Below are 24475 nucleotides of genomic sequence, written 5' to 3'. Positions count from 1 at the left end.
GTCGTCACGGGGACGCGAGGAGGCGGCCGAGCTCGCTCTTGCGTTCAGCGGAGAGTCGAGGCCAAGTCGAGACGATGCGTGCTGCCAGTGCAGCGAGGTCGTCGAGATCGGCGGGAACAGCGGCGACAGGGCGCTCGGTGGGAAGCGCCGGCAGGCCTTTCGACTTCCGCAGGCGCACCAAATCGGGCTGTCGCATCAGGTCGGACTGCCGCACGATGAACGTGCCGCGGTCGTCGACGCGCTCGGCGGGCAGCTTGCCCGCCTTGATACGCCGACGCAGCGTCTGCGCGTGACCCCAGCCTGCGACAGATGCCTCATGCAAGGTGAGTGAGAGATCGTCGGCACCGGTGGGGGTGATGGCAACTGAGGTAGCGGACATTGCGATTCTCCTGAGATGCGATGAATCGCCGTCCGCAGTTTCCGTGGTCCGCTGCGGGGACTTCCGAGTCCGTCTTGCTCGGCTCCCGATTACTCGAGTTCAGACGCCCTCACTCCGGGCCTCTCGGTCGGTGCCGCTCGTATTGAATGAACACCTGACATCAGTCTATCCAGAGCATGCGCTCAGTGCAAGATTATTGACGACATGAGATGCTTGACGAGCATGAATCGCTCGAGAATAAGGAGAACCGGGATGTCGTCATTACCGGGACCAATCTTTGCCCGCCGTCTCCGCGACGAGCGAGGGCGCGCGGGAGTCAGCCAGGCTGCGCTCGCAGATCACCTCACCGCCACGCTTGATCACCGCGTCGACGCCAGTGCGATCTCCCGAATGGAAAAGGGCGACCGCCCGGTCCGGCTCGACGAGGCGGTAGTGATCGCCGAGAAGCTCGGCGTGCCGCTAGCGACACTGCTGCGGGATCGCGATGCGATCGACGAGCGGATCGACGAGCTGCGGTCGCAGCTCTCGGAGTACGTCTGGCGGCTCGACCAGGCAAAGGGCGAACTCGAGCGTGCGCAGGCCTCGATCGATGCGACTGAGCGTGCAATCGCCGAGCTGATGGCGTCGCGCGGAGAATGATCGCCAGATCTCAGGATGGACTGACTGGTCGGGCTCGGTCAGGGAGGTTAGTCAGCCGGGCGGGAGGGAGCACGCCACGCGGAACTGCGGAACCCGCCCCCACGTTTCTCTTGGTTCAGCCAATACCTTCTCTTCTTCCAACGTGTGAGGAGAGAAGTAGGTGGGTTCCGTCCGCAGTTCCGCAAATTTCGGGCCGACTTCCATACGTGACCTGGGCGAACGCATGTGCGGAACTTTTGCGGAAACTCTCCTGCATGGCAGTTCCGCAGGGTTTTCCGCAAAAGTTCCGCATCGCTGATCGACCACGATCAGCGCCCCCAGTCGCGTTAGGCTTCGGGCGTCTTGTCGCCGCCTAGCGATCCCTTGCCGGTGATCAAAGCGCCTGCAATGGCTGTTACTCCTGCGATGGCGAGCCCTTGAGCACCGGCTTGCCCTTCTCCCAGGTGACCGACCCGCCTTCGGCGAGGGCGTTCTTCACCTGCTCGACCTCCAGCAACGCGGCCCGCCACTGCTTTGCCGTGATGTCGTCCCAGTCGATCTCGAGACCGAGCGCGTCATAGAGATTCTTAACCGAGCCTCGAGATTCTTTGATCGTGCCGAGCACCCTAGGCGACTTCTTGGGGTGCCCCACCACGTTCTTATTGGCGCTCTCGGCGCTTGCCGTCATCTGGCCCATCAGATCGGCGACACCGTCGGACAGTTCGATGATCGCCTCTTGCCGGTCCTCCTGGATCGCCCGGCGCTTGGCGTCGAGTTTGCTCGGAGCGATCATCGCCGTGTGCTCCAGTTCGAGCGCAGAGAACTCGTCCAGGGCGGTGAAACAGCGCGCGATCACTCCAACCCACAGCTCGACCTGCTTTTTCAGCTCCGGCAGGTGGGCGTCGAGGTCTCCGACGCGCTTGTGCTGCTCCATGTCTGCAGCGACGCCGCGCAGCTTCTCGACCGCCGTGGACTGGATCTCCCGGATCCTCTGCGGAGCTCCGGCGATCTTGTCCCACTCCTGCGTGTCGACCTCGCCCTGAATCCGCAGGAACGTCTGAGCGGAGCGGAGATGCCGCTCAACGCCCCTTAGAGGACCAAGAACCTCGTCGCGCTGGCCGCGGAGCACTTTATCGATCTTTGCGTCCAAGGACTCCAGCAGAGCCCGCAGCTGCTCGGCCTCGGCTTGGCTAGCCGCCTGCGCAAGCCCGCCGGCGACGCCGGAGAGCATACCGGGGTTCGTGAGCCTTGCACCTGTCGAGGTGCTGATCTTCAGCCATTGCTTGATGTCGCCGGGGCGGCCCGCCATTGCGTAGGCCACGCCGGGGACGTCGGTCTCAGTGAGCCCGAACTCCTTGATCGCCTGGGCCGACTCCCCAGTGAGTCTGACCCACAACCCCGATTCCGCGACGTCGTCCGCGATTGTTTGGGTCACTTCTGAGGCAGTGCGGAGCATCGGCACGAGCTGCTGGGAGGTGATCACCCTGGCACGCTCCAGCAGGCCAGCCGAGCGCATGAAGCCCTCTACAGCACGTTTGCTGCTTCCGACGACGAGGAGGTTCTCCCCGTCTCGCATCAGCTCTACCTCGTCGGCCGGCTCAATCGTTTCGTCAGGCTCTTCGCTCATCTTCGAAGGGTATCTGGGAGTGTGCTGATGCAGCGAGTGCGTTCCGCAGCCCGGCACACCTCAGAGGTGGTGAAAGTCCTTCCAATACTCCGGTCAGCACCCACGTCCGGCAGTCAAACGGCGGGCGACCGGACGCGGACCGGCCTAGCTGTGCTCCTTCGACGATCCGACCGGGACGTTCCGGCACGGCGACCCATAGCTTTCGGGCATCGTTGGGCTGGGAGTCCTGCAGTCCGTCGTATCCATATTGAAGGTCTCCGACCGGAACTCGCATGAACTGTACATGTCCGGGCAAGATGGCCTCATGCTCATCGTCGTGCTTGATACAAACGCCCTCCACTCGGACGCATGGCTGACGGGCCAGCATGGCCGAGCACTCGTGGACCTCGCCTCAGAAGGCCGTATTCGACTCATTGTTCCGGAGGTAGTGCGCGACGAGATCCTCCGCCAGCGCCGTGAAGCAGCCGAGAAGGCGTGGAAAACGGCAGACGAGGCATTGGACGAGATGCAGAAGGCCGGCCTCAACGTCAGTGAGTCCAAGGCCCGTTTGAAGGCGACCTTCGGGAGGATCGACAGCGAATTCGACGGGGCATTCGCCGAGCTCTTCGGACGAGACGGCGTCTCGATGGAACCCACGCCCGACATCGACGTCAAGAAGCTTGTGGAACGCGATCTGGCCCGTCGACGTCCATTCCTCGAAACCGAACAGGAGCGGAAGAAGAAGAGCTTCGGTTTTAGGGACGTGGTGATCTGGGAAACGGTGCTCGCGGTGCTCGACGGCGCGGACTCCGGCGACACCGTCTTGTTCGTCACTGCTGACAACGGCTTCGTCGAGAGAGTCGAGACGGTCAAGATCCACCCGGACCTCCTTGAGGACCTCGATGCGCGCGGCGTCGACCACGGGCGCATCGCGAACGCCAAGGCCCTCAATCATGTTCTGGCCGTAATCAAGACCCATGATGAGGTTTCGCGGGTGAACGTCGCGACCGAGGCGGTTTACGCTCTGGCCGGCGAAGAAGTCGGCATTCAGCTGGTGCACGGCGGAGACTACGACTACCCCGCCTTCGTCAAGTTCACCGTGCCCGGTTTCGAGAACCCTCAGATCTCCGAGCTCGAGCTCGTCACCGATTTCGACCTGGAGGAGGACGGCTCCAAGGTCACCGCTGCGGCAGACGTCGACCTCTACCTCGATGGGGCCATCTACAAGGGAGACTGGCTAGGCAGCGAGGATGAGCCATTTCACGTCGGTCCTGAGCTCAACAATCACTACTTCGAGGCCGATGCCTTGATCAGGGTTCGAGCCGCCGTCGAGCTGGACGTTAGCGGCGGCGACCCAGTCGTGACCAGCATAGAGCTCCACGACAAGGAAGAGGCCCAGCCGTCGGCCGCAGGATCGCAGGGTCGCGAGGAAGAGGCGGCAGCCAGTCCGAGGTGCTGCATGGGATCGAGTACAGTCGCTCAATGAGTGGTATCGAAAGTCTCCAGATGGTCAACAGGACGCCCGTGCGCAAGCGCCGGTACTGGACCCCGACCTACGAGAGCTCTTCCGACTTCCAGATGCTGTGGTGGCGGGACAAGTACGAGAGCGAACCGCCAATCGAAGACCATTGGGTGTCGTTCGTGCTCGGCGATCGAGAAGTCGCGCGCTGCAAGTACGTCATGACGGGCGCGCGTGCTGACCCTGTCCTCGGCGACCTCCCGCACGGGCAGCTCGACATCCTCGCGTTCGAAGTCGCGGTCCCCATGCGCCGCAAGGGCGTTGGCCGCGCGGCGATTCGGGCGATCCGGGATCAAAACCCGTTGCCACGCCTGATTGCTTTGAACGACGGCGTCGAATCGAGGAAGTTCTGGGACGGCCTCGGCTGGGTCAGGCACCAGCCCGCCCACGCCATCTTTAGGGACGTCGAACGCGTGACTTACTCCGAGCAGTGAGGCTTGCGTACGATGCGCATTCGGAGAAGGAATCCTGTAGGCCGCGACATCTGGTGTCCGGGGATGCCGGCACCTCTCAGACGATCCTGCTCCGAAGGGCGGCCCGATGCGGAACGCGATTGTGCCTGGACAGAGCGGGTTCAATGTCGTCACTTTGAGAGTCAGAACAATCCTAGAAGTCTTGTCAGATCCTTGTCAGATCGTTTCTTGGGGCCTTCTACGTGGCGGTGACGGTGGGATTTGAACCCCCAGCCGCGGCACGGCCGCATAGGGCATTGGCGATGCGTCAGTTGGTCCGAGGCAGTTCCGTGCGTTCAGCTTCCTTCCTCGTCTGATTCTGCGTCGGCCGGTACTGAAGTTGACATGCTCTGGAATTGCGCGCGAAGGTCCCGCAGCCGACGCCCGTCCGCGACAGCCCAGAAGTACCAGCCGTTCGTGGCCTTCTTGCGCAGGTGGTGGCCGGCCGATGACGGGGCGGTGAAACGCTTGCCATCTAGCTCGATCGATCCGTCCGACCTGACCAGCGCTTCGACGCCCTTGAAGTCGCGGTGCGTGGCGATCAGCTTGTCGCCCGGGGAAAGGAGACCAGCAGCAATCAGGTGCTTGAGCTGGACCCAATCTTCCGCCTTGGCCTGGGGGTCGACTACCTGACCTTTGTGTCCGTCGGGGACAGGCCACACCCTGAGCAACGTTTCGACCAGGACCTCTGTCCGGTGGTCGATGAGCGATTCACACCACACCTCTCCTTCGGTGTCCGCGACCACCCGCCCGGTCAGACTGATCGTGTTGTGCTTGAGCATCGCGTGGCGTTTGGCCGGCCACGGGCCATTGGAGACCTTCGAGTTGAGGGGAGAGGTCAGGAGTGTCAGGTTGCCGAGGCGGTGCACATGAGCTTGACGGTCCTGCTGTTCCTCAGGTGTGTCCAGTGGCCAGTTGTCCTGCCACTTCTGCGGAAGGATGTGTTCGATAGGAAGCCCGGATCGCACGACTTGTGCCTGCTTGGTTTCGGCGCGGAAGTGGTTCTCGATCGCCTCCAGGAACATGCGCAGGCGAGGGCGGGGGTAACGGCGGTAGGCGGGCTCATCCTTGAGCGCCACCCTGATCTCGTCGTCCCCAGGCCAATACGTGCTGGAGACATTGAGACGGGCGAGGTACCCGGTGACGCGCTCGACCAGTTCGCTGGCTTCGACATCGGAGTTGGCGTGGATAACATCGGCGACGATGCGGCCGAGATCCGAGCCCGTGAGGCGAAGCAGTTGCCGACGGATGACCCAGCTCTCTGCGACACGGATCACGGCGTCGAGAACGTGCTGTGGAAGATCCCTGCCGGGTTCGTACAGCCAGAGCATGAGTGGCTTAAGAAGCTCTATGCCAGCGGCATTCATGCGGTGGAAAGCCATCTCGACAGCGCCGAGATTGCCGTCAGGCCTGAGCGAGGCTTCAGTCCACGACTCATAGAGCGCAGCTTGCTGCTTGATCACGGCGAGCAAGTCAACCATCTTGTGCCCGGCTGTGTGCTCGACGTACGACTTGAATCTGGTGAACGTCGACTGCGGGCTGATCTCCTCACCTGTACGAGAGATCAACCACTGGTTGAAGAAGAGCGAGCTTCGGCTCACGAGGTAGCGACCGACGCTGACCTCCTTCGTCCAGAACCTGGCCTCGAAGGGCCAGTCCTCGCGGTAGGCCTTCCTGGTGTCTCCGCCTTCAGCTTCAAGCCGCTGGAACACAAAGTTCCGGATCAGATCCGCCGCCGTCAGGGGAGTCCCGCGGGCGTTGAGCGTCTCGAAGATCTCCTGCGAGTTCTCGGACGCTTTGAGCTCGATGGTCACCAGCTGCAGGTCATCGAGCAGGACGCGAGCGAGTTCTTTGGCCTTCGCCGCAAACTCGTCTGTGCCAGGGTTCCCGAGCCACTGGGAGACTGCTGTCGTGAAATACCGATGCGCATGAACGATCCGGGATTCTTGGTGCTTGAGGTCAGAGTGGTCGATCGGTGGCTCCGCTGTCATGACTTCCAGGAAGGCGTCGTGATCATTATTGAGGTGCCGAACCTTGAGCGGGCTTTCATCTTCCTCGATGAAGCTCTCGGAGTTGTGCGTCAGGCCTTCCAACTGGCTGGCGTGCTTCGAAAGCCCTGCCTGGGCGAAGATGGCGCACGCCGCGTCGGCGAGCAGCTGCAGCGTCGTTAGTCGCTGCTGGCCGTCGATGACATTCCATGTGGTGAGCCGCGCGCTCTCGGCTTCCTGTGCCTGGAGAACGACGGCTCCCAGGAAGTGTTGTGGTGCCAGGTGGGGCTCGCTCATGCGCAGCTCTGCAACGCGCCGAATGTCTTTCCACAGTGGCTCCCACTGCTCATCCTCTTTCCAGACGTAGGGGCGCTGGAACAGAGGTATGACGAAGTGCTGCGGCAGGTTGAACAGCTGTAGCGGCGTCCGCTTGAAAGTCTCCACGAAGGTAAGCCTGCCTTAAGGGTCCAAGCATTGCGGTCAGTCCTTTTTTTCAGGGCCAGCGTGTCGCGTGGAACAGTTCGAGCATCGCGCGTTCAGCCGGGAGCTGGACAGGTTCTTCTACCCCAATTCAGATGCTCTTTTTGAACCAGCGGAACTGCCCGCGTATATGGCGGCGACGACGAGACGCGGGACTCAAGCCCCCTTGTCGGCCAGGGACGGTATGTTTTGGACGTGAGCTTCCCTAAACCGAACCAGCACTCAGGGCCGATGGCGGGCCATGTTGGGCGGCCTGCCAGCCCGGAGACGCGAACAAACCCAGGCGTAGATCGTCCGGGGCTGGTTCAGGCTTAGCTGTGAGTGCCCATGCCGTCCTGCGCTCGGGCTCGTGGAACCCTCGCCCTCGCCGGGCTGACCCGCCCACGAAGAGGGCGTGCAGCTGGTGGAACTGATCATCGGAGAGCGGGGGAGCCTCGGCGGCAATGCGCCTCGCCCACTCTTTCAGCGGCTCTTCGGCTTGGGTGTTCTTCTCGGTGGTCGCGGGTGCGGCCATGCGCGTTCTCCTTCGAATGAAGGAGTGCTTCGCGCGGCGCACCCGCTGCTAGGCCTTGCACGAGGCGGGCCCACCGCCTCGACCAACCGCCCACGTCGGAGCGGCGACACTCTCGGTCGTCTGTCCTCATCATTTTAGTCGCGAGCAGCGACAATTCTTACTTCCACGCAAACGACACACGGTCTCGGTTGATGCCCTTCCGGCCTTTCCAGTCCTCGCCGACCGGACCGATCCTAGGTGTGACAAGCAGCCGGATCACCTGCCGCCGGTCAATCAGGGAGAGGTCCTCCCAACGCGCTCCAACGTCGTCCGCGCCAGCGAGTTCGATGATCAGCGGGTCGGTCGCCGCCAACGACTCCAGCCGCTTCTGCGCAGCCTCGATCTTTGGGGCAACCCGGCGTTCCTGGTCGAACAGGGCGCTGAGGTTCCGGACCCTCTCGGCCTCCGCACGGACCTCTTCCAGCCATTCCCGGTGGCCTCGGATCTCCTCCAGCAGAGCGGCGCGCTCAGCGTCCACGCCGTCGTCCTGCTGGCCGACCCGGGCGAGGAAGTCCGGGCGCTGGATCCGCGCCAGCACGACCTCGGTGACGAGCAGGTCCAAGTGGTCCTCTTTCATGGCCACGTGGAAGCCCGTCTTCCCAGGCGCGCCCTGGCATAAGTAGGTGTTGTAGTGCTCTTGCGGCAGTTTCTCGCCGGTTTCTTTATCGATTCGAGGCCGGCCTTTGTTCTGCTTGCCAATCCGCATACCCGCACCGCAGACGCCGCACTCGGCGATGCCGCCCAACAGATGTTTCGCCGGCCAGCTGTTCGCCTTCTGCCGGCTCCGCCCGGCCATGACTCCCTGCAGCCTGTGCCATTCGTCCGGTTCGAGCAGCGGCGGCCACACCGCTTCGACGTCCTGGAGTACCTTCCCCTGGTGTTGCCGCAACCCGGCATAGGCGGGCATCGATAGCATTTGCCTGATGGCCGGAGGTGTCCAACCCAGGACGCGACGGCGCTGTGTGAACGAGGACCGCCGCGGCGGGATACCGCGGGCGTTGAAGTCCTTCGCGACCGAGTAGTAGGTCTCGCCGGCGAGGATCCGCTTGCCCGCCTCCCGCACGATCGGTCCGTGCTCCGGGTGCTCGACTACCTCAACGAGCTGCCGGGTCACCTGGTCGTACACGCGCTCGTAACCGTATATGTTCTTCCCGTGAGGCCGGCCCTTCATGGCGTTGGCGCGCATGTCGCGCAGCAGCCGCTCGCTGGTCTTGTCGCTCTCGTACTCGGCATCCGAGGCGTCCTCGCGTAAGCTCCGGCGGTCACGGGCATTGCGAGGGTCGTAGACGCGGTTGTGCGTCATGACCCAGATCAGCACGCCGCGATCGGCGCAGAATTCGATCAGGTCGATCCATTCACCGGTCCTGCGGGAGCCGCGGCTGGACTCCCAGATGCCGAGCATGTCGGCGTCGAAGGTACCGTCCTCGAGATCCGCCATCAGCTCGGCGAACCCCTCGCGCGCCTTCCTGGCGTATCTGCTGGCGCTGCGGTCGGTGTCACGGTACGGCCGCGGATGGAGGGTCCAGCCTTTCTGTCGTGCTGCTGTCGCCATCTCGTCGTGCTGCTGTCCGGGGCTCTTGCCGGTCCCTGAGCGGTCCTGGGACACGCGGAGGTACTCTCTCAGGACGGGTTCCTTGGCTTCCACTTACCCATCTTAAAGTTGACCAGTACATGGAGAAGGTTTGCGAGATGGGTGTCGGAATTTTGGGTGGAGGCAACTGCCGTCCGCCCCCAGCGCGGTGACCCTGACCTGGTCCGGCGAGCGAGCCCTCAGCGGCTTTCGCACGCGTGGGGTGGGGATTCCTGGTCCGGCGTGCTCGGTTGGCCGCGATCGGTCAGGCACCCCCCGGCGGGAACCTTAGCGGGTTCTCAGTCAGTGAAGAGGCGAATCAGCTGCCAAGCCAGGGCAGTCTTGTGGACTCGAAAGTGAGTCGGCGCGAGCGGGGAACAACCGGCGGGGTGTGGCCGCGACAAGACTCGGGACATTTGCCAGCGGGTCTCTGGTAAGTGCGCTTATCGGGCCATGGAGAAGGACTGCCTTCGCGTGACGCGATGACTATCGAATCGGTCACATTGATCACATCATCATGCGCTCGGACCAGGTGGACCAGAGGAGTAGAAGACAGAGCTCGCCCAGCGCCCGGTGGGACAATCAGGAGAATGACGATTGCCTTGCCCGACCTTTGGACCGATTGGTGCTCCGTCACGGGAAGGCCCGCCGAACGGGTTGATGAGACAGTCCTCGCTCTGTTCTCCAGGCAAGCAGGACCCTCGCGTGCCGTGCTGGCCGCGCTGCGCCGAATGATCGATCCGGAGCCGACCGTCGCCCCGGCCTGGCCGCACGTCCACAAAGACGACCCCGGGTCACTTCACCGGCTCATGAAGCGCGCCACCATCCTGATACAGGACCCGGCGACCCACTGGGTCTTCCGCCTGCGGCTGCGGCGGATGCTCTTCGCCGCGGTGCTGATCGCGCCACCCGGACACGGGGGATTGGGCCTGGACCGGGAAGGCGCTCTGGGACTTGGACCCATCGAGATGCAGCGGCTGCGCCCGCGCATCGGCGTCGCCCCCGATCCGCAGTCCTGCCCCGCATGCGCCGTGTGGTCGTGGCTCGACGTCATCGGCACCAACAACGGGTGGTCACACCAATCCGTCAGGGCACTGGGCCGCCGCCGCGACCAGAAGGACGACGAGCACCGTCATCTGCTTCGCGACGCGAGTCCCGACTGGCTCCTCTGCGTCGGGATGCTGCCGGCGATTGATCGGTGGGGCTACATCGACCCTTATTCCTCAATGCACCCCTCGTCACTCTCGGCGGTCATCCGCGCCATGAACGCCCTGGTCGAGGGCCCCGTGCCTGTCCCAGCCCCAGTGCCGGATTCCGAACCTCGTACCGCCGCGCGCGCGATCTCGCCGCAGGAAGAAGAGCGGATCCTCGCCAGGGCCGACGAGCTAACCGCCCGTGTCGCCAAGATCCTCCGCGAATACGGCTGACGCTGGAAGCAACGGCTGCCCGAGCCCGCCGAGCTGCGTAGAACTCTTGGACCGATTCAGGAAGCGAATCAGGCTCCGAAAGGCCTACACGCAGCTAGATTCGCCCGCCAGGCCGAGGGGCCTTCTTATGCGCTGCCATGAACTGTTGCCCGACCGCGCGATCAGGCAAGAAGAAGATCAACCCGTGCCCCATCGCGGCGCATTCATCATGGTGATACGTCATTCGAGTGTTGAGCCTCTATCTCCCCGTCGAACGGGGCATCAACTGGCACGAGCTGATGGATCTCACCCGAAGGAAGCGCGAGGTACTGCACCGTATCGGGCGGATCGATCCGTGGAGGCGACACCCGTTCACGAAAGGCTGACTGCCGGCCAGCGATCGACTTCTTGGTTTCACGCCAGCGACCAGTGAGCTCCAGCGTGGTGAGCGCCTCCGTGACTTGAGCCTCGAGACTCTCAACCTGTTTCACATCCGCTGCGTGTCGCTCAAGAGACTTTCGGAACGCAAGGTACTGGTTATCAGGATCGGCAAGCGCTGCTTTCGCGGCGTCTGCGAGAAGAGCTTTTCGCCCGAGAGCGACAGCGGCGCGAGCGAAGTGAAGTTCGCGAACGAAGTGGTCGAGATCTTTCGTTTTGCCACCTAGGGCTTCTTCGAGCTTGCGATAGTCGACAGCACCGCTGGCGCTGTCAGACTTTAGGAGTGTCTGGATGGTGGACCGGGTTTCCTCCAAGAATACGTCCGCCTTGTGGAACTCCTCTCCGGCTTTTTGCTGTACAACGTCCAGATCGGGAAGCTTGCCGTCGAGTATGGAACTGATTGCTGCGGACAGTCGCTTGTCCGTCGTCCGCTGGGCCGCAATACGCGTGTCTACGTATCGCTTCTCCTGACGTCCCAGGATCGTCTCGACCCGCCGCTGGTGGACTCGCTGTTCCCGCTGAGCCAGCATGTCGATAGCCATCACCGACGCACCCACGGCCAAGACCGGCCAGCCAGCAATCGCTGCACCTCCGACGCCCACCGGGTACAGGACGGCTTGAGTGGAGATACTTGCGGGTCCGCGCGCGAATCCGCGGAACCCGCTGGTGCCGACGGCGCGAACAAGCTCGGCACCCTTCGGCAGTACCACCTTGAAAAGCGTGGCACTCTTCGGATCCACTGCGCGGACGATGTTGGTGAGTGCTTGCTGAAAGGCAGCATTCACTGGAACCGACTTGTACTTTGTAAGCTCAATGTCGGTGATCGGGTGGTACTCGAACGCCATAGGAATCGAAGCGGCCTCCAGTGCCTCCTCGACCGAGACGGATGCACCGGTTGCAGACAAGACGGCCTCTGGAACCAGAATCCCCGAAGCGGGGAGAACCTGGACGGGTGCCAAGGTCTCGCTCGGCGAAGGCTCAGCCGCCAGTGGGGTTCTTGCCGCGTTGTCTCCGCGAGCACTTCCGTGCCTGCGAAGAGTGAGAGTAAGGAGGCCGCCGGCGGCCACGACAACTGCGACTACCAACGCGATCCAGAGTTCCGTCATTGCGACAGCTTAACGTGATGTTCCGGACGATGTCCTGCGGATCAAGCCTCGTAACTCATGCAGGCTCAACCCGGTCAAACCCAGTCAAACCCTGATAAGACATGCACTTGAAGCTAGGATGGCCTTTATCCGACGTTGCCAATCCCGACTGGAGGCTCCACCGTGGCCGAACCATGGCTGTCCGCCGATGGCATTGCCGCGCACCTGGGGATCACGAAAGACACGGTATACACGTGGATCAGTGATAAACGCATGCCAGCCCACAAGGTCGGCAGGCTCTGGAAGTTCCAGGCAAGCGAGGTAGACGAGTGGGTCCGCAGCGGAGGCTCTGCAGCGTCGAGCGACGACGAGACGCCGAGCTGACGGCCGCACCTGAAGGAATACCTCGCGGACAACGCCAAAACTACTTGCCTGAACAACTGAAAGGGGGGTTACACGTGATCGAGCAGCATGCCGAGGCGCAGCGCTATGCACTCTCATTTACCAGTGGTGCCCTCCTCATGCGTGAGGCAGCGATCCTTGCGCCCATTTACATGCATGAACGCGACTGGGCAAGAGTTCGAGCGGTGGTCGCGGGGGAGAACTTGCTTCAGGCTCGCACAGTTGCCTCTGGGCTCAGGCTTGCGCGTGAGGTTATCCAACGGCTCGCCGTGCTGACCGACGACGAAATCAAACTACTCATCGAGGCGACCTCAACCGAACGCGGACACTTGTTATGGGCGGCGGCCTGCCGTCGATATGACCTGATTGGTGAGTTCGCTGAGGAGATCGTACGCGAGCGGTTCCTCTTGCTTACGCCGTCGCTCGACCTCAACGATTTCGACAGCTTCGTGCGAAGCAAGTCTTTGTGGCACACCGAGCTGTCTGAACTCAAGGACTCCACGCGAAGCAAGCTACGTTCAAACTTGTTCCGGATGCTTCATGAGGCAGGGTTGCTTTCCAACAGCGGGCTCATCCAGCCGGCCCTGATGTCCCAACGGGTCGCCATCGCCTTGGCCGCGCATGGTCCGAATGACCTGCGATTCTTCCCAACCACCGATGCTGTTACTTCCGGGAGGGCCCAACCGTGACACGGACCGACCTATCCAAACAGGAAGAGCACCTGTTCGCTGTTCTCAGTGGCAGACGATTTCTCCAGATGGAGGGCCTGAGCAACGAGGTACCGTTCTTCATTTACCCCTACGACCCTGAGGATGCACTCGCGGTTGCGGGGTCGAAGAAGCGCATCAAGAATCGCCTGGCGAACAAGGGCATCGTCGTGCGCGAGGTCAACCTCTACGATCTGTCCGTGGAGATTCTTAAGGAACGCGGAGTCTGGGATCGGCTGATCGCGCTTGAACCCGAGCAGGACAAGGCGGATTTCCGTGAGTTGCTCCAAGGGATGCTCGATCCGCAGCTACACATCGCGGCCGCCATCCGGGCCAAGCTCGGCGAGGCTGACTTCGACATCGTCTTCCTCACAGGCATTGGTGAGGTCTTCCCATACATCCGTTCCCACAACGTGCTGCACAACTTGCAGAGCGTTGTGACCGATAAGCCGATGCTTACGTTTTTCCCGGGGCGCTACGAGCAGTCTGACACTCTGGGGTCATCACTCGTTCTATTCGGGCGACTCAAAGACGACCAGTTTTACCGAGCCAAGAACATCTTGGAACAGGAGGCTTGACTTGATGAATCTGAACCAGATCTTCGCCAAGGACGTCCAGCGCCCGATAGAGGGTGTCATCAAGGCTGACGATGCCGCGCACCTAGGTACCGAGGTTGATGAGTACGTCTTGACCAACGAGGCGGCCAAGGGCATGGAGCTTTTGCTTGAGGCGTATACGGACTACACCAACGCCAACGGCGTGTGGATTTCGGGCTTCTTTGGTTCCGGTAAGTCGCACTTGTTGAAGTTGCTTGCGCACCTCCTCGGCGACGTGGAAGGTCAGGACTTCCCTCGGGCACGTGTCTCCGAGAGTTTCCGGTCCAAGGCGCAGGATGCGTTTCTGCCGGCGCTTTTGACCAAGGCTGAGCGGATCCCGGCGAAGAGCCTCCTGTTCAACATCGACCAGAAGGCCACCCTTATTACGAAGGACCAGACCGATGCCTTGCTGAAGGTGTTCGTCAAGGTCTTCGATGAGAGCCGCGGCTACTTCGGTAACCAGGGGCATGTTGCCAGGTTCGAGAGGGACCTGGACAACCGCGGCCAGTACGAGGCGTTCCAAGCCGCATATGCCCACATTTCCGGGCGCGACTGGGCGCAGGGTAGGGAAGAAGGCGTGCTCGAAGAGGTCAACGTGGCCAAGGCGTACGCCGAGATAAGCGGCCAAGCCGAGGGCACGCCGGCTAACATCCTCACCAAGTACCGCAACGAGTATTCGGTCTCCATCGAGGACTTCGCCGATGAAGTGAAAGCGTGGCTCGACAAGCAAGAAGACGGCTACCGACTGAACTTCTACGTCGATGAGGTCGGCCAGTTCATCGGATCGAACACGCACCTGATGCTAAACCTCCAGACCATCGCCGAGTCGCTGAACACCAAGTGCCAGGGCCGGGCGTGGGTGTTCGTGACCTCCCAGGAAGACATGGACAAGGTCGTCGGTGACCGTACCAGGCAGCAGGGCAACGACTTCTCCAAGATCCAGGCCCGGTTCGCCACCCGTGTGAAGCTCACCAGCGCCGATGTGGAAGAGGTCATCCGCAAGCGACTGCTGGAGAAGAACGAAGCGGGCGAGGCCACGCTGAATTCGATCTATGCAGAGCAGTGCGCCAACTTCAAGACCCTGTTCGACTTCGTAGACGGCGCGAAGACGTATCGCAATTACACCGACGAGGCACACTTCGTCGGCACCTACCCGTTTGTGAGTTACCAGTTCCCGCTGTTCCAAGCGGCGATCGAGGGCATCTCCGACCACAATGTGTTCGAGGGGCGCAACAGCTCAGTTGGTGAGCGGTCGATGCTCGGCGTCGTGCAGCAGGTCGCTAAGGGCATCGGCGATGTCGAAGTGGGCAGGCTGGCGACGTTCGATCACATGTTCGCTGGCATCCGCGCTTCGTTGAAGTCAGCCGCGCAGCGTTCGATCGACGTTGCCGAGCGCAACCTGGATAACGAACTGGCTGTGCGGCTGCTCAAGGCTCTGTTCCTGGTGAAGTACGTCGAGGGCTTCCACGCCACCCCACGCAACCTGACAGTGCTGGTTTACGACCGTTTCGGACTTGACCTGCCCGCCCTGGCCAAGCAGGTGCAGGAGGCACTGACCCTGCTGGAGACGCAGACTTACGTGCAGCGCAACGGCAACCTCTACGAGTACCTGACCAACGAAGAGCAGGTCATCGAGGAGGAGATCAAGAACGTCGATATCGATGCCTCGGATGTCAGCGGCCGGCTCTTCAAGATCATCTCCGGCGACGTAGTTCGCACGAGCAAGTTGCGCTACGCCAAGAACGGACAGGATTTCGCCTTCGGGTACAAGCTTGACGATCAGGTGTACGGGCAGCAGCGTGAACTGACCATGCACTTCATTACGCCGGAGTATCCATTCGGCCCCGAAGAGACCCGGATGCACAGTGCGGGCAAGGACGAGCTGCGCGTCATCCTGGAGCCCGATGAGCGCGCACTTTCGGACTTGCGCCTGCTGATCAAGACGGAGAAGTACACCAAGCGCAAGCAGACGACCTCGCTGTCCGCAATCGAGGACCAAATCCTGCGCTCGAAGGCGACGCAGAACGTCGAGCGCGAGAAGGAACTCATCGAGCGCATCCGCCGCGCAGTTGGCAAGGCGGACCTCGTGATCAACGCCGCTGGCGTAACCTCCTCCTCACAGGACGCCATCGCGCGCGTCACGGATGGCTTCCAGGACCTCATCAGCCGCACTTACACCCAGCTCAGCCTGCTTGGCGGTGTTGCGTACAGTGAGCAGCAGGTTGCTGCGTTCGCCAACCCCGACCAGTCAGGCATGATCGACGATTCGTCGCTGTCGATGCTTGCTGTACCAGGTGACGAGGTGCTTTCATTCCTGCTGCAACGCGACCGGCTTGGCGAGCAGGTAACGGTCAAGACGATCGTGGATGCATTCCAGGCCAAGCCCTACGGGTGGGATCTCGCCTCGATAGAGGTCGTCATCGCCTGGCTCGTTGGAAACTCGAAGATCACGGTTACCGTCGATGGAAACGTGCTGAAGCGGACCGAGGTCGCTGCCGTTCTGCGCAATACGCAGAAGCACTCGCATTCCGTGCTTGCCCCGCAGAAGCTCTTTGACGAGCGCAAGGTCGCGACGTTCCGCAAATTCTGCACCGACTTCTTCGACGAGGCCACCCCACCGAAAGACCCGCTGGAGCTGGCTCGGCACGGCAGCGAAAAGCTCGGGGCAAAGCTCGACGAGCTAAGGGCGCTGGTGAGCGGATCGAAATACCCATTCGTGGAGCAGTTGGCTGCCCCCATCGCCCTGCTGGAACAGGTTGTGGGCAAATCCGACGAGTGGTACCTGACTGATTTCAGTCTTAGCGACGAATTGCTCGACGCCAAAGATAACGTCATCGACCCGATTCAGTCGTTCCTGGGCGGCGGCCAGAAAGTCATCTACGACGAGGCCGTAGTACTGCTCACCTCGAACACGAACAACCTCGGATACCTGCCCCCAGGAAGCGAGGCCGACGTCAGGCGACTCCTGGACGATCCCAACGCCTTCCGGGGCAATCGCATGACCCAACTCAAGCAGGCCGTAGACGCCCTTGGCGCGAAAGTCGAGGATACGCTCGCCACCCATCGCAGGACGGTCATCCAGGACATCGAAGGACGCAAGTCCGAGGTACTCGGCAGCGCCTACTATGGCAATGCCACGGAAGAAGCGCAGCAGCGGGTCACCCGTACAATCGACCAGATCATCGCCCGCTTAGGCAGTGAGCGGCAGATCGCGCTCATCCGCGAGCAGGGTAATGGCTTTGAGGAGCGGACCTATCCCGAGCTGCTCGACCAGCTCGCATCCTCTGCCCGGTCTACGGGCGGCACGGACAGTCCGGAGCCCACACCAAGGCAAACCGTCTCGGTCAAGACGATCACAGTGCCCGGTGCCCACGGTGTGCTCGAGAACGTGGATGATGTCGACCGATATCTAGATGCGCTCCGCGGTGCGCTGCTGAACACGCTCAACGATGGAAAGAGAATCGCGCTCTGATGGAAACCGCACCGCTGAAATCGTTCGCCACCTGGGCTCGCACTGCCCTCCTCCGCGAGGTGTCAGCCCGCATCTCCGTCGTTCTGGCATCGGAAGAGCTGCGCCAGGAACAGCCCAACGCCGTCGCCGCACTGGAGAAGGCCGTCACTGCTGCTGGCGGCGGCGACAAGGGCCGCGACGCCGTAGCCGATAAAGGTGCCTACACGTGGTTCAACCGCATCATCGCGCTGCGGTTCATGGACGCCAACGGCTATACAGGCATCGGTGTCGTCTCGCCCGAACGGGGCCGCGAAGGAGGGCAGCCCGAGGTTCTTGCCGAGGCCAAGCGCGGGAACATCGACAGCGCGGTGGTTACGAACAAGCGCACGGCGGAGACCATCACTAGTTTGCTCAACGGCATGCGCCGCAGCGACGACCCGCAGGGCGAGGCGTACGCGCTACTGCTTGCGGAATACTGCCGCCATTGGAACCGCGCTATGCCGTTCATGTTCGAGCGGGAGGGCGACTACACCGAACTGCTCATCCCCGCAAACCTGCTCGCAGACGACTCGGTGCTGGCCCGCGCGACAACCGTGCTCACTGAAGATGTCTGCCAGGATGTCGAAGTCATCGGTTGGCTGTACCAGTTCTACATCTCTGAGCGAAAAGAAGAGGTCTTTGCCGGGTTCAAAAAAAACAAGAAGGCCGGCGCTGACGAGATCCCCGCCGCTACCCAGCTCTTCACCCCGCACTGGATAGTCCGCTACCTCGTCGAGAATTCCCTCGGACGCCTCTGGATGCTCAACCAGCCGACGTCTCGTCTCGTTGACCAGATGGACTACTACATCGCTCCGGTCGACAAAGAGACCGACTTCCTCAAGATCACCGGGCCTGAAAAGCTGACCGTCATGGACCCGGCATGCGGCTCCGGCCACATGCTTACCTACGCCTTCGACCTGCTCTACGCAATCTACGAAGAAGCGGGATATGCGCCGTCCGAGATCCCGGGCCTGATCCTCACCCACAACCTCCACGGAACCGAGATCGATCCGCGGGCCGGATCGCTCGCGGCGTTTGCGCTGACGATGAAGGCTCGCGGTAAGCAGCGAACTTTCTTCAACAAGCAGATCGAGCCCAACATCTGCGTGATCGAACCGATCTCATTCGGCCCGGATGAACTTGACTTTCTCGTGACTCGCGGAGGTGTCCGTCACGAAGAGGAAGCCTTCTGGAACCAGTTCGTTGAAGCTGACAGTCTGGGTGCGCTGGTCCAGCCAGACCGAGACTTGACCATCCGGCTGGCGCAGCACACGAAGGCCCTGCAAGTCGACAAAGATCTCATTAATTTCGGCTCCCTCGAAGCATCCTTGCGTTGTATCAAACAGGCTGAATTTCTGTCGAAGGAGTACACCATTGTCGTGGCTAACCCGCCATACATGGGAAGCAGAAACATGACTGACCGGCTGGGTACGTTTGTGAAGGAAGCGTACCCGGTGGGGAAGCAGGACTTATACGGGTGCTTCATCTTGCGCTCAATCCAGCTTGCTGGATCCGCGGGTATTGTCGCCATGGTTGTTGGTGATACCTGGATGTCGATAAGAAGTTTTGAAGATCTTCGAAAGCTGATTGTCCGCAATCATGCCTTTACCGCCTTCATTCACTGTCGTGATGTCTCGCTTCATGCCGACATCTTTGGAGCAAATACGGCCTTTGTGCTCAACCTTGCGGCTGACGAGGAGGTTCGGGCCCCGTACTTTAGGTTGGAGCCACTAGGTGACGAGCCCAAGCGGCTGAGACTTATTGAGGCTCTCAGGTCGCCGGCGAGTCGGTGGCGGTTCGAGGCGTCAGTCTCTGATTTCTCGAGACTGCCGGGCGCGCCGATTGCCTATTGGCTTCCGCATCAGGTTCGTGCAGCAATGATGAAATCCCGTCAAATCGGGGACGTTGTCTCTTTCCCCACATCTCCACATAAGACAGGAGACAACACTGCCTATGTCCGCCGTTGGTGGGAAGCATCGGTCGCCACTGTTGGTCCGCATGCGAGGTGGGTTCCATACGCCAAAGGCGGTGGCTCGCGCCGCTGGTTTGGGCTTATGTACGACGTCGTTGACTGGTCGCCAGAGGCGCTTCGCTTCTACTCGGAAAACTCCAGCTCCAGCTTGATGAAGCGCGACCCTGACGCGCCTGAGGGGATCACGTACTCGATGCTGACGTCGGGTACGAATACTTTCCGAGTCCTCCCTCCGGGTGCTGCATTCGATATGGGTGGGCCTGGTTTCTTCTCGAAGAAGCTGTCGGTGGAACAGGTACTGGCAGTTGTCAACAGTGACATGACGCGTATGGTGCTGGAAGCGCTCAACCCCACGTTGAATCTTCAGCTTCGTGATGTTAAGCAGGTTCCCGTCCCTGACTTCGACCAACCGGAACTGGATCGGCTCCATCTTCTCGGCGCTGAAGCAATCGGCATTGCGCAGCGTGATTGGGATTTGCACGAGTGCGCGCTTGAGTTTCAGGGGGACCCAGTCGCCGCTTCGTCGTCGGGGGTCCGATTGGAAGACACAGTGGCCGACCTGATTGACACAGCGGCTGACCAAACCAAGCGACTTAGTGAGATTGAACGTGAGATTGACGAACTTATGTGGGGCGCTGCGGGCGTAGAACCAAGTCAACGGGGTGAAGTGGGCAAGAGAGCTATCCTATTCGGCAACTCCGAGGTCGAGTTCGGCGCTGGAAGGAAAACGTCCGAATATCGCTCGATGGCAGCAACCGAGTCAATTACCCGGCTGGTCTCCTATGCTGTCGGCTGCATTTTTGGGCGCTACAGCCTTGACGAGCCGGGGCTGATCCTCGCCGACCAAGGCTCCACCCTCCAGGAATACCTGGCCAAGATTCCGGCCCCGATATACCGACCCGACGCCGACAACGTTATCCCGTTCGTTGATGACGGCTGGTTCGGGGACGACATCGTGGAGAGGTTTCGCCAGTTCCTCCGGGTCGCGTTTGGAACAGAACACTTTGAGGAGAACCTCCGCTTCGTACAGGAGGCGTTGGGGGTGAAGACGCTGCGCGACTACTTCATCACGAAGGCAGGCAAGTCGAAGTTCTACGACGACCATGTCCAGCGTTACAAAAAGCGTCCGATCTACTGGTTGTTCTCTTCTCCCAAGGGCTCCTTCAACGCGCTCATCTACATGCACCGCTACACGCCGTCGACCGCCTCAACCGTGCTCAACGAGTATCTTCGCGAGTTCAAAGCGAAGCTGGATGCCAGTCGCCAGCACCACGAGCGCCTCGCTGCAGGCACAGGTGCACCACGGGAACAGGCCGCCGCCCAGAAAGAGGTCGACCGCCTGCGCAAGGTGCTTCTCGAACTCGATGAGTACGAGCACGACGTGCTGTACCCACTGGCGTCCCAGCAGGTGCCGATCGACCTCGACGACGGTGTGAAGGCGAACTACCCGAAGCTCGGTGCCGCCCTCAAAAAGATCCCGGGGCTGGAGGCCGACTCGTGATCACTTTCGAGGATCACGGATCGAAGGTTGTATTGGTCTATACCCCGAGCTCTTTTAGGCCGGTGACATGGGTGGACAACAAGCTGGGCTCCGAAGGTCATGCCACCCTCTCGCAAGTCTTCACAGTCCAGAAGACGGACCTGCTAAGCCAAGACGCTGACGACGAAGACGACGAAGACGACGGCGACAACGAGGACGTCCGTCGCTTTGTGATCGGCAGCCTCGACGGTCAGTATCGGACCATACGATCAGACGTCCTTGGCCTCAAGCACGACTTGCTGATCGTAACGACGATGCAGCTGACGAGATCAATGTTCGTCGCCGAACGCAACATCTCCATCTTCGGACGAATCGACGAGTTACTCACGGAGCAGATCGTCGTCGGAGGGGATCGGGAAGGCGCAATCCCCGTGGACGAGTTCGTCCGGCTGCTTCGAAGATTCCCGACCTCGACCGAGGTCAACTACTACGCAGCAACCCGGGTCACCCGCATCCTGCGCGAGTATCTGGAAACAATGTCCGACGCTGAGCTGCGGCTGGAGAACTATATCGAGCGTCGCGAACGCGCCGAGACCAAAAAGGGTGTAGAAACCCATGGTCGGATACCGGCCGCGAACGAGTTGGAGCTCGAGAAGTTCACTTACGTTCGCGACCGCCTGGTTGAGATGTTGGGGGACGCGGAGGGCTACTCCGAGGCTGAATGGCAGAGGGCAGTGGCTGACCTGTTTCTGCTGGTCTTCCCCCAATACATCGACCTCATGCTCGTCGGGGCCAACGGATGTGTGGACATCATCGAGCTCAAGAAGCCGTTCGAGCGCGGTCTGATGTCGAAGAGTCAGTATCGGGATAACCATGTCCCCAGGCGCGAGTTGTCGGGCTCGATCATGCAGGCGGAGAAGTACCTCTTCTACCTGAGCAAGTCGGGCAGGGACGGCGAGAAAGCCATCAGCAACAAGCACGCAGCTAGTCTTCCCGTTGGCCTTGAGATCAAGATCGCCAACCCGAAGGCGATCATTCTGGTGGGACGGGACAGCAACCTCTCTGCAGAGGAGAGGTTCGACTTCGAATTCGTCCGACGGAAGTACTCGAATGTTGTCGACATCATCTCCTACGACGACTTGCTGCGCCGCTTGGAGAACGTCATCGCTATTCTCACGAAGCGCGTTGTCACCGAGGATAATCTTGGGCCAGACGACGAGATCGGAGTATCAGCATGAGTGTCGCCGCCGTCAGGCCCCATCTGGAGCGTCGCTTTGAGACGCAACGCGTGGTGTTCTGGCACGACCCCGATGGTGAGTACGCCGCCGACCTCGACACGCTCAGCTTAGAGGGCGTGCAGACTGTGCGCGTCAATAACGACGAGTATGCGGTAAAGAACCGGCTGCTCCACCAGGAGCCCAAGTCGAAGTTCCTTGTCTATCGTTCGGGTGCTGTGCCGACGGGGATCAGCAATTGGCTGTTGGACCTGGAGCTTGCCTACGGAGTGTTCACAGCAGACCGGACCTCGCTAGTCCAGCAGGAACTCGGGCTCCCCACCGACGATATTGGCGAAGTCGTGCTGGCGCATGAGAGCTTCTTTCGCGCGGCCAAGCGCATCCAAGACCTGAAGAAGCTGCTGGACGCCGAGGATGACGCCCGGCTGCTGCAAGCCAAGATGTCAGCAATTCTGCTCGGTCAAAGCGAGCACAGCCTACTGGAGATCACGCGCACTCTGCTGATCGAGAACGCCGGCGGTGGGGACGCCAAGTACGGTGCCCTTGCCGAGCACGGCCTCGACGAGTTCTACTGGCAAGGCGTGGAGTCGATCTACGGCTACATGTCACCAAGCCCGAGCATCGCCGATTTCGTTCTGTGGGTTTTCCGGCAGGCCAACGCCGGATTCAAGTCCGAACGACCCGGCGGCTTGCGCAACATCCAGCTCGACTTCGGGAGCTTTCGCTACGACAGGCGCAGCCAGGAGGCATTGACAACGCTCGCGAAGCGGGCAGCGCGAGATCTGGACTATGCCAGCACCATCGAGGACGCCAGCTTCCGCGATCTGTTGGGCAACGACCTTTTCGAGGAGACTGACCGCAAGATCATCAGCGATCTGGCACGCGCGGTAGCTGAGCGAACGGTCACAGGCCGCGAGGTTACAGAGGTGATCCGCAGCCGTCAGAGCAGCATCTGGGTCGACGGGTACCGGAAGCTGTACACAGCGATCGGCTGCGCCTCGGAACTCCTGACCGTGCTTGGCACGCTTAACCTGTCGATGCAGTCGCTCGATGAGGGATTGGAGCGATACCGGGGTGACTGGTTCCGCATCGATCAGCTCTACCGACAGTTCACATATGCTGCCCGCACAGCAGAGTTCCCCGGTCCGCTGGAGGCTCTGCGCATTCAAGTGGAGAAGTTCTACGCCAACAAGTTTCTCTACGAGCTCGGTAACACATGGCAACAGCAGGTCGATGGCATCGACCAGTGGCGTTCCACATTGCTCCGGCCCCAAACCTCGTTCTTCACCGACCACGTTGCACCCATCACGAGAGACGGCCGGCGCAAGGCCGTCGTCATCATCTCGGACGCCCTGCGCTACGAGATCGCTGACGAACTTGGCTCACGCATCCGCCAGGAAGACCGCTACGATGCGGACCTGAAAGCCATGCTCGGCGTGCTGCCCAGCTACACCCAACTGGGCATGGCGGCACTGCTGCCACACAGCACGATCGGACACTCCAAGGACGGGGATCCCGTTCTGGCCGATGGTCAGCGCACAGACGGCACCGTGAACCGCAGCAAGCTCCTCGACGCCGTTGACGGGAAAGCGATTCAGGCCGAGAACGTCTTCTCCCTGACCCGGGACGAGCTGCGGGAGCTGTACCAGCAACATCAGGTGCTGTACGTCTATCACAACCGCATCGACGCGACGGGTGACAAGGCCGGCACGGAACGTCAGGTCTTTGAGGCCGCCGAGGACACGCTTCGCGAACTGGTCGATCTTGTCAAGCGATTGACTAACGCGAACGCGACGAACATCCTCATCACGGCGGACCACGGCTTCCTTTTCCAGGACACGGCACTCGATGACGCCTCCTATCTATCGACACTGCCGCAAGGCGACGATATCAAGGTGATCAACCGCCGTTACGTCCTCGGTCACGGCTTGAAGGAAGTCCCCGCGTTCAAGACTTTCACGTCAGCTCAACTCGGCCTCGATGGAGACCTGGATGTGCAGATACCGAAGTCGATTCACCGGCTGCGGCTTCCAGGCGCAGGCTCGCGATTCGTCCACGGCGGTGCGGCCTTGCAGGAGATCGTCGTCCCAGTGCTGGCGATCAACAAGAAGCGCAAGAGCGACGTGCGAACGGTCAACGTCAAGATCATGCCCGAGTCGGACAAGATCACGACAGGCCAGCTGGTCATCAAGTTGTTTCAGGCTGAGCCGGTGAGCGAGAAGGTTCGCCCCCTTGTGCTTCGCGCGGGGCTGTATGTCGGCGAGATCCTCATATCAAATCACCTCTCGCTCACCTTTGACCAGGACTCGACAGACCAGCGTGACCGCTACCAGAACGCGCACATGCTGCTCAGCCAGGACGCAAACGACTACAACAACCGCCCGGTCGAGTTCCGGCTTGAAGAACTCATCCCGGGCACCAATCAATGGCGCGGCTACGCCAAGGCGTTCTACACGCTAAAGCGATCGTTCGCCTCGGACTTCGACTTCTAAGGAGAGT

General features: G+C 61.2%; 16 protein-coding genes. 11 read left to right on the top strand and 5 right to left on the bottom strand.

What is annotated here, in order from left to right:
* Window positions 1-4: 4 nt before the first annotated feature.
* Window positions 5-379: a hypothetical protein gene (locus tag ABRP34_RS03755; RefSeq protein ID WP_353712317.1), complete on the bottom strand. Its 375-nt coding sequence runs from the start codon at window positions 377-379 to the stop codon at window positions 5-7.
* Window positions 380-631: 252 nt separating this feature from the next.
* Between ABRP34_RS03755 and ABRP34_RS03750 the strand changes: the two genes are divergently transcribed.
* Window positions 632-1018 (top strand): helix-turn-helix transcriptional regulator, encoded by a 387-nt coding sequence (locus ABRP34_RS03750; protein WP_353712316.1) that lies wholly within the window; start codon window positions 632-634, stop codon window positions 1016-1018.
* Between the two features lie 394 nt (window positions 1019-1412).
* Here the strand turns inward: ABRP34_RS03750 and ABRP34_RS03745 are convergent, their stop codons facing one another.
* Window positions 1413-2624 carry a hypothetical protein gene (locus ABRP34_RS03745; RefSeq protein ID WP_353712315.1) on the bottom strand — a complete coding sequence of 404 codons (1212 nt, stop codon included), beginning with the start codon at window positions 2622-2624 and terminating at the stop codon, window positions 1413-1415.
* 304 nt (window positions 2625-2928) lie between these two features.
* Here ABRP34_RS03745 and ABRP34_RS03740 point away from each other — a divergent pair, with 304 nt between their 5' ends.
* On the top strand, window positions 2929-4089 hold the full coding sequence (locus ABRP34_RS03740; RefSeq protein WP_353712314.1) for a PIN domain-containing protein: 1161 nt from the start codon (window positions 2929-2931) through the stop codon (window positions 4087-4089).
* Window positions 4086-4556 (top strand): hypothetical protein, encoded by a 471-nt coding sequence (locus ABRP34_RS03735; RefSeq protein WP_353712313.1) that lies wholly within the window; start codon window positions 4086-4088, stop codon window positions 4554-4556. The genes ABRP34_RS03740 and ABRP34_RS03735 overlap by 4 nt, the downstream gene beginning before the upstream one ends.
* Window positions 4557-4870: 314 nt before the next feature.
* On the opposite strand, the gene ABRP34_RS03730 is transcribed toward ABRP34_RS03735, so the two are convergent.
* Window positions 4871-7006: a DUF262 domain-containing protein gene (locus tag ABRP34_RS03730; RefSeq protein WP_353712312.1), complete on the bottom strand. Its 2136-nt coding sequence runs from the start codon at window positions 7004-7006 to the stop codon at window positions 4871-4873.
* A gap of 707 nt (window positions 7007-7713) precedes the next feature.
* A complete protein-coding gene (locus ABRP34_RS03725; protein ID WP_353712311.1) occupies window positions 7714-9240 on the bottom strand; it encodes a recombinase family protein in 1527 nt (508 codons plus the stop codon).
* Between the two features lie 515 nt (window positions 9241-9755).
* Between ABRP34_RS03725 and ABRP34_RS03720 the strand changes: the two genes are divergently transcribed.
* On the top strand, window positions 9756-10592 hold the full coding sequence (locus tag ABRP34_RS03720) for a hypothetical protein (protein WP_353712310.1): 837 nt from the start codon (window positions 9756-9758) through the stop codon (window positions 10590-10592).
* Between the two features lie 206 nt (window positions 10593-10798).
* Here ABRP34_RS03720 and ABRP34_RS03715 read toward each other — a convergent pair whose 3' ends face one another.
* Window positions 10799-12115 (bottom strand): hypothetical protein, encoded by a 1317-nt coding sequence (locus tag ABRP34_RS03715; RefSeq protein ID WP_353712309.1) that lies wholly within the window; start codon window positions 12113-12115, stop codon window positions 10799-10801.
* A gap of 162 nt (window positions 12116-12277) precedes the next feature.
* Between ABRP34_RS03715 and ABRP34_RS03710 the strand changes: the two genes are divergently transcribed.
* From ABRP34_RS03710 to pglZ, 7 genes are all read left to right on the top strand, one after another.
* A complete protein-coding gene (locus ABRP34_RS03710; RefSeq protein ID WP_347783594.1) occupies window positions 12278-12478 on the top strand; it encodes a helix-turn-helix domain-containing protein in 201 nt (66 codons plus the stop codon).
* A gap of 74 nt (window positions 12479-12552) precedes the next feature.
* Window positions 12553-13185: a DUF1819 family protein gene (locus ABRP34_RS03705; RefSeq protein ID WP_353712308.1), complete on the top strand. Its 633-nt coding sequence runs from the start codon at window positions 12553-12555 to the stop codon at window positions 13183-13185.
* Window positions 13182-13781 (top strand): DUF1788 domain-containing protein, encoded by a 600-nt coding sequence (locus tag ABRP34_RS03700; protein WP_347781700.1) that lies wholly within the window; start codon window positions 13182-13184, stop codon window positions 13779-13781. The genes ABRP34_RS03705 and ABRP34_RS03700 overlap by 4 nt, the downstream gene beginning before the upstream one ends.
* Window positions 13782-13785: 4 nt before the next feature.
* Complete coding sequence (gene brxC / locus ABRP34_RS03695) at window positions 13786-17271, top strand: BREX system P-loop protein BrxC (protein WP_353713300.1); 3486 nt, start codon at window positions 13786-13788, stop codon at window positions 17269-17271.
* Entirely contained in the window at window positions 17271-20762 is a 3492-nt protein-coding gene (gene pglX / locus ABRP34_RS03690) for a BREX-1 system adenine-specific DNA-methyltransferase PglX (RefSeq protein ID WP_353712307.1), read from the top strand. The genes brxC and pglX overlap by 1 nt, the downstream gene beginning before the upstream one ends.
* Window positions 20759-21979, top strand: coding sequence for a Shedu immune nuclease family protein (locus tag ABRP34_RS03685; RefSeq protein ID WP_353712306.1), 1221 nt, complete (start codon window positions 20759-20761; stop codon window positions 21977-21979). Before pglX ends, ABRP34_RS03685 begins: the two co-directional genes overlap by 4 nt.
* Entirely contained in the window at window positions 21976-24468 is a 2493-nt protein-coding gene (gene pglZ / locus ABRP34_RS03680) for a BREX-1 system phosphatase PglZ type A (RefSeq protein ID WP_353712305.1), read from the top strand. Before ABRP34_RS03685 ends, pglZ begins: the two co-directional genes overlap by 4 nt.
* Window positions 24469-24475: the final 7 nt, after the last annotated feature.

The sequence above is a fragment of the Arthrobacter sp. K5 genome, from assembly GCF_040448525.1.
GTDB classification, from domain to species: Bacteria; Actinomycetota; Actinomycetes; order Actinomycetales; family Micrococcaceae; genus Arthrobacter; species Arthrobacter globiformis.
This window is presented reverse-complemented; position numbering and strand designations above follow the sequence as displayed.

Bases quoted from the DNA above. Each gene is read 5' to 3' on its own strand.
- ABRP34_RS03715 (WP_353712309.1), bottom strand. From the start codon at position 12,115: ATGACGGAACTCTGGATCGCGTTGGTAGTCGCAGTTGTCGTGGCCGCC.
- ABRP34_RS03755 (WP_353712317.1), bottom strand. From the start codon at position 379: ATGTCCGCTACCTCAGTTGCCATCACCCCCACCGGTGCCGACGATCTC.
- pglX (WP_353712307.1), top strand. From the start codon at position 17,271: ATGGAAACCGCACCGCTGAAATCGTTCGCCACCTGGGCTCGCACTGCC.
- ABRP34_RS03720 (WP_353712310.1), top strand. From the start codon at position 9,756: ATGACGATTGCCTTGCCCGACCTTTGGACCGATTGGTGCTCCGTCACG.
- ABRP34_RS03745 (WP_353712315.1), bottom strand. From the start codon at position 2,624: ATGAGCGAAGAGCCTGACGAAACGATTGAGCCGGCCGACGAGGTAGAG.
- brxC (WP_353713300.1), top strand. From the start codon at position 13,786: ATGAATCTGAACCAGATCTTCGCCAAGGACGTCCAGCGCCCGATAGAG.
- ABRP34_RS03750 (WP_353712316.1), top strand. From the start codon at position 632: ATGTCGTCATTACCGGGACCAATCTTTGCCCGCCGTCTCCGCGACGAG.
- ABRP34_RS03735 (WP_353712313.1), top strand. From the start codon at position 4,086: ATGAGTGGTATCGAAAGTCTCCAGATGGTCAACAGGACGCCCGTGCGC.
- ABRP34_RS03740 (WP_353712314.1), top strand. From the start codon at position 2,929: ATGCTCATCGTCGTGCTTGATACAAACGCCCTCCACTCGGACGCATGG.
- pglZ (WP_353712305.1), top strand. From the start codon at position 21,976: ATGAGTGTCGCCGCCGTCAGGCCCCATCTGGAGCGTCGCTTTGAGACG.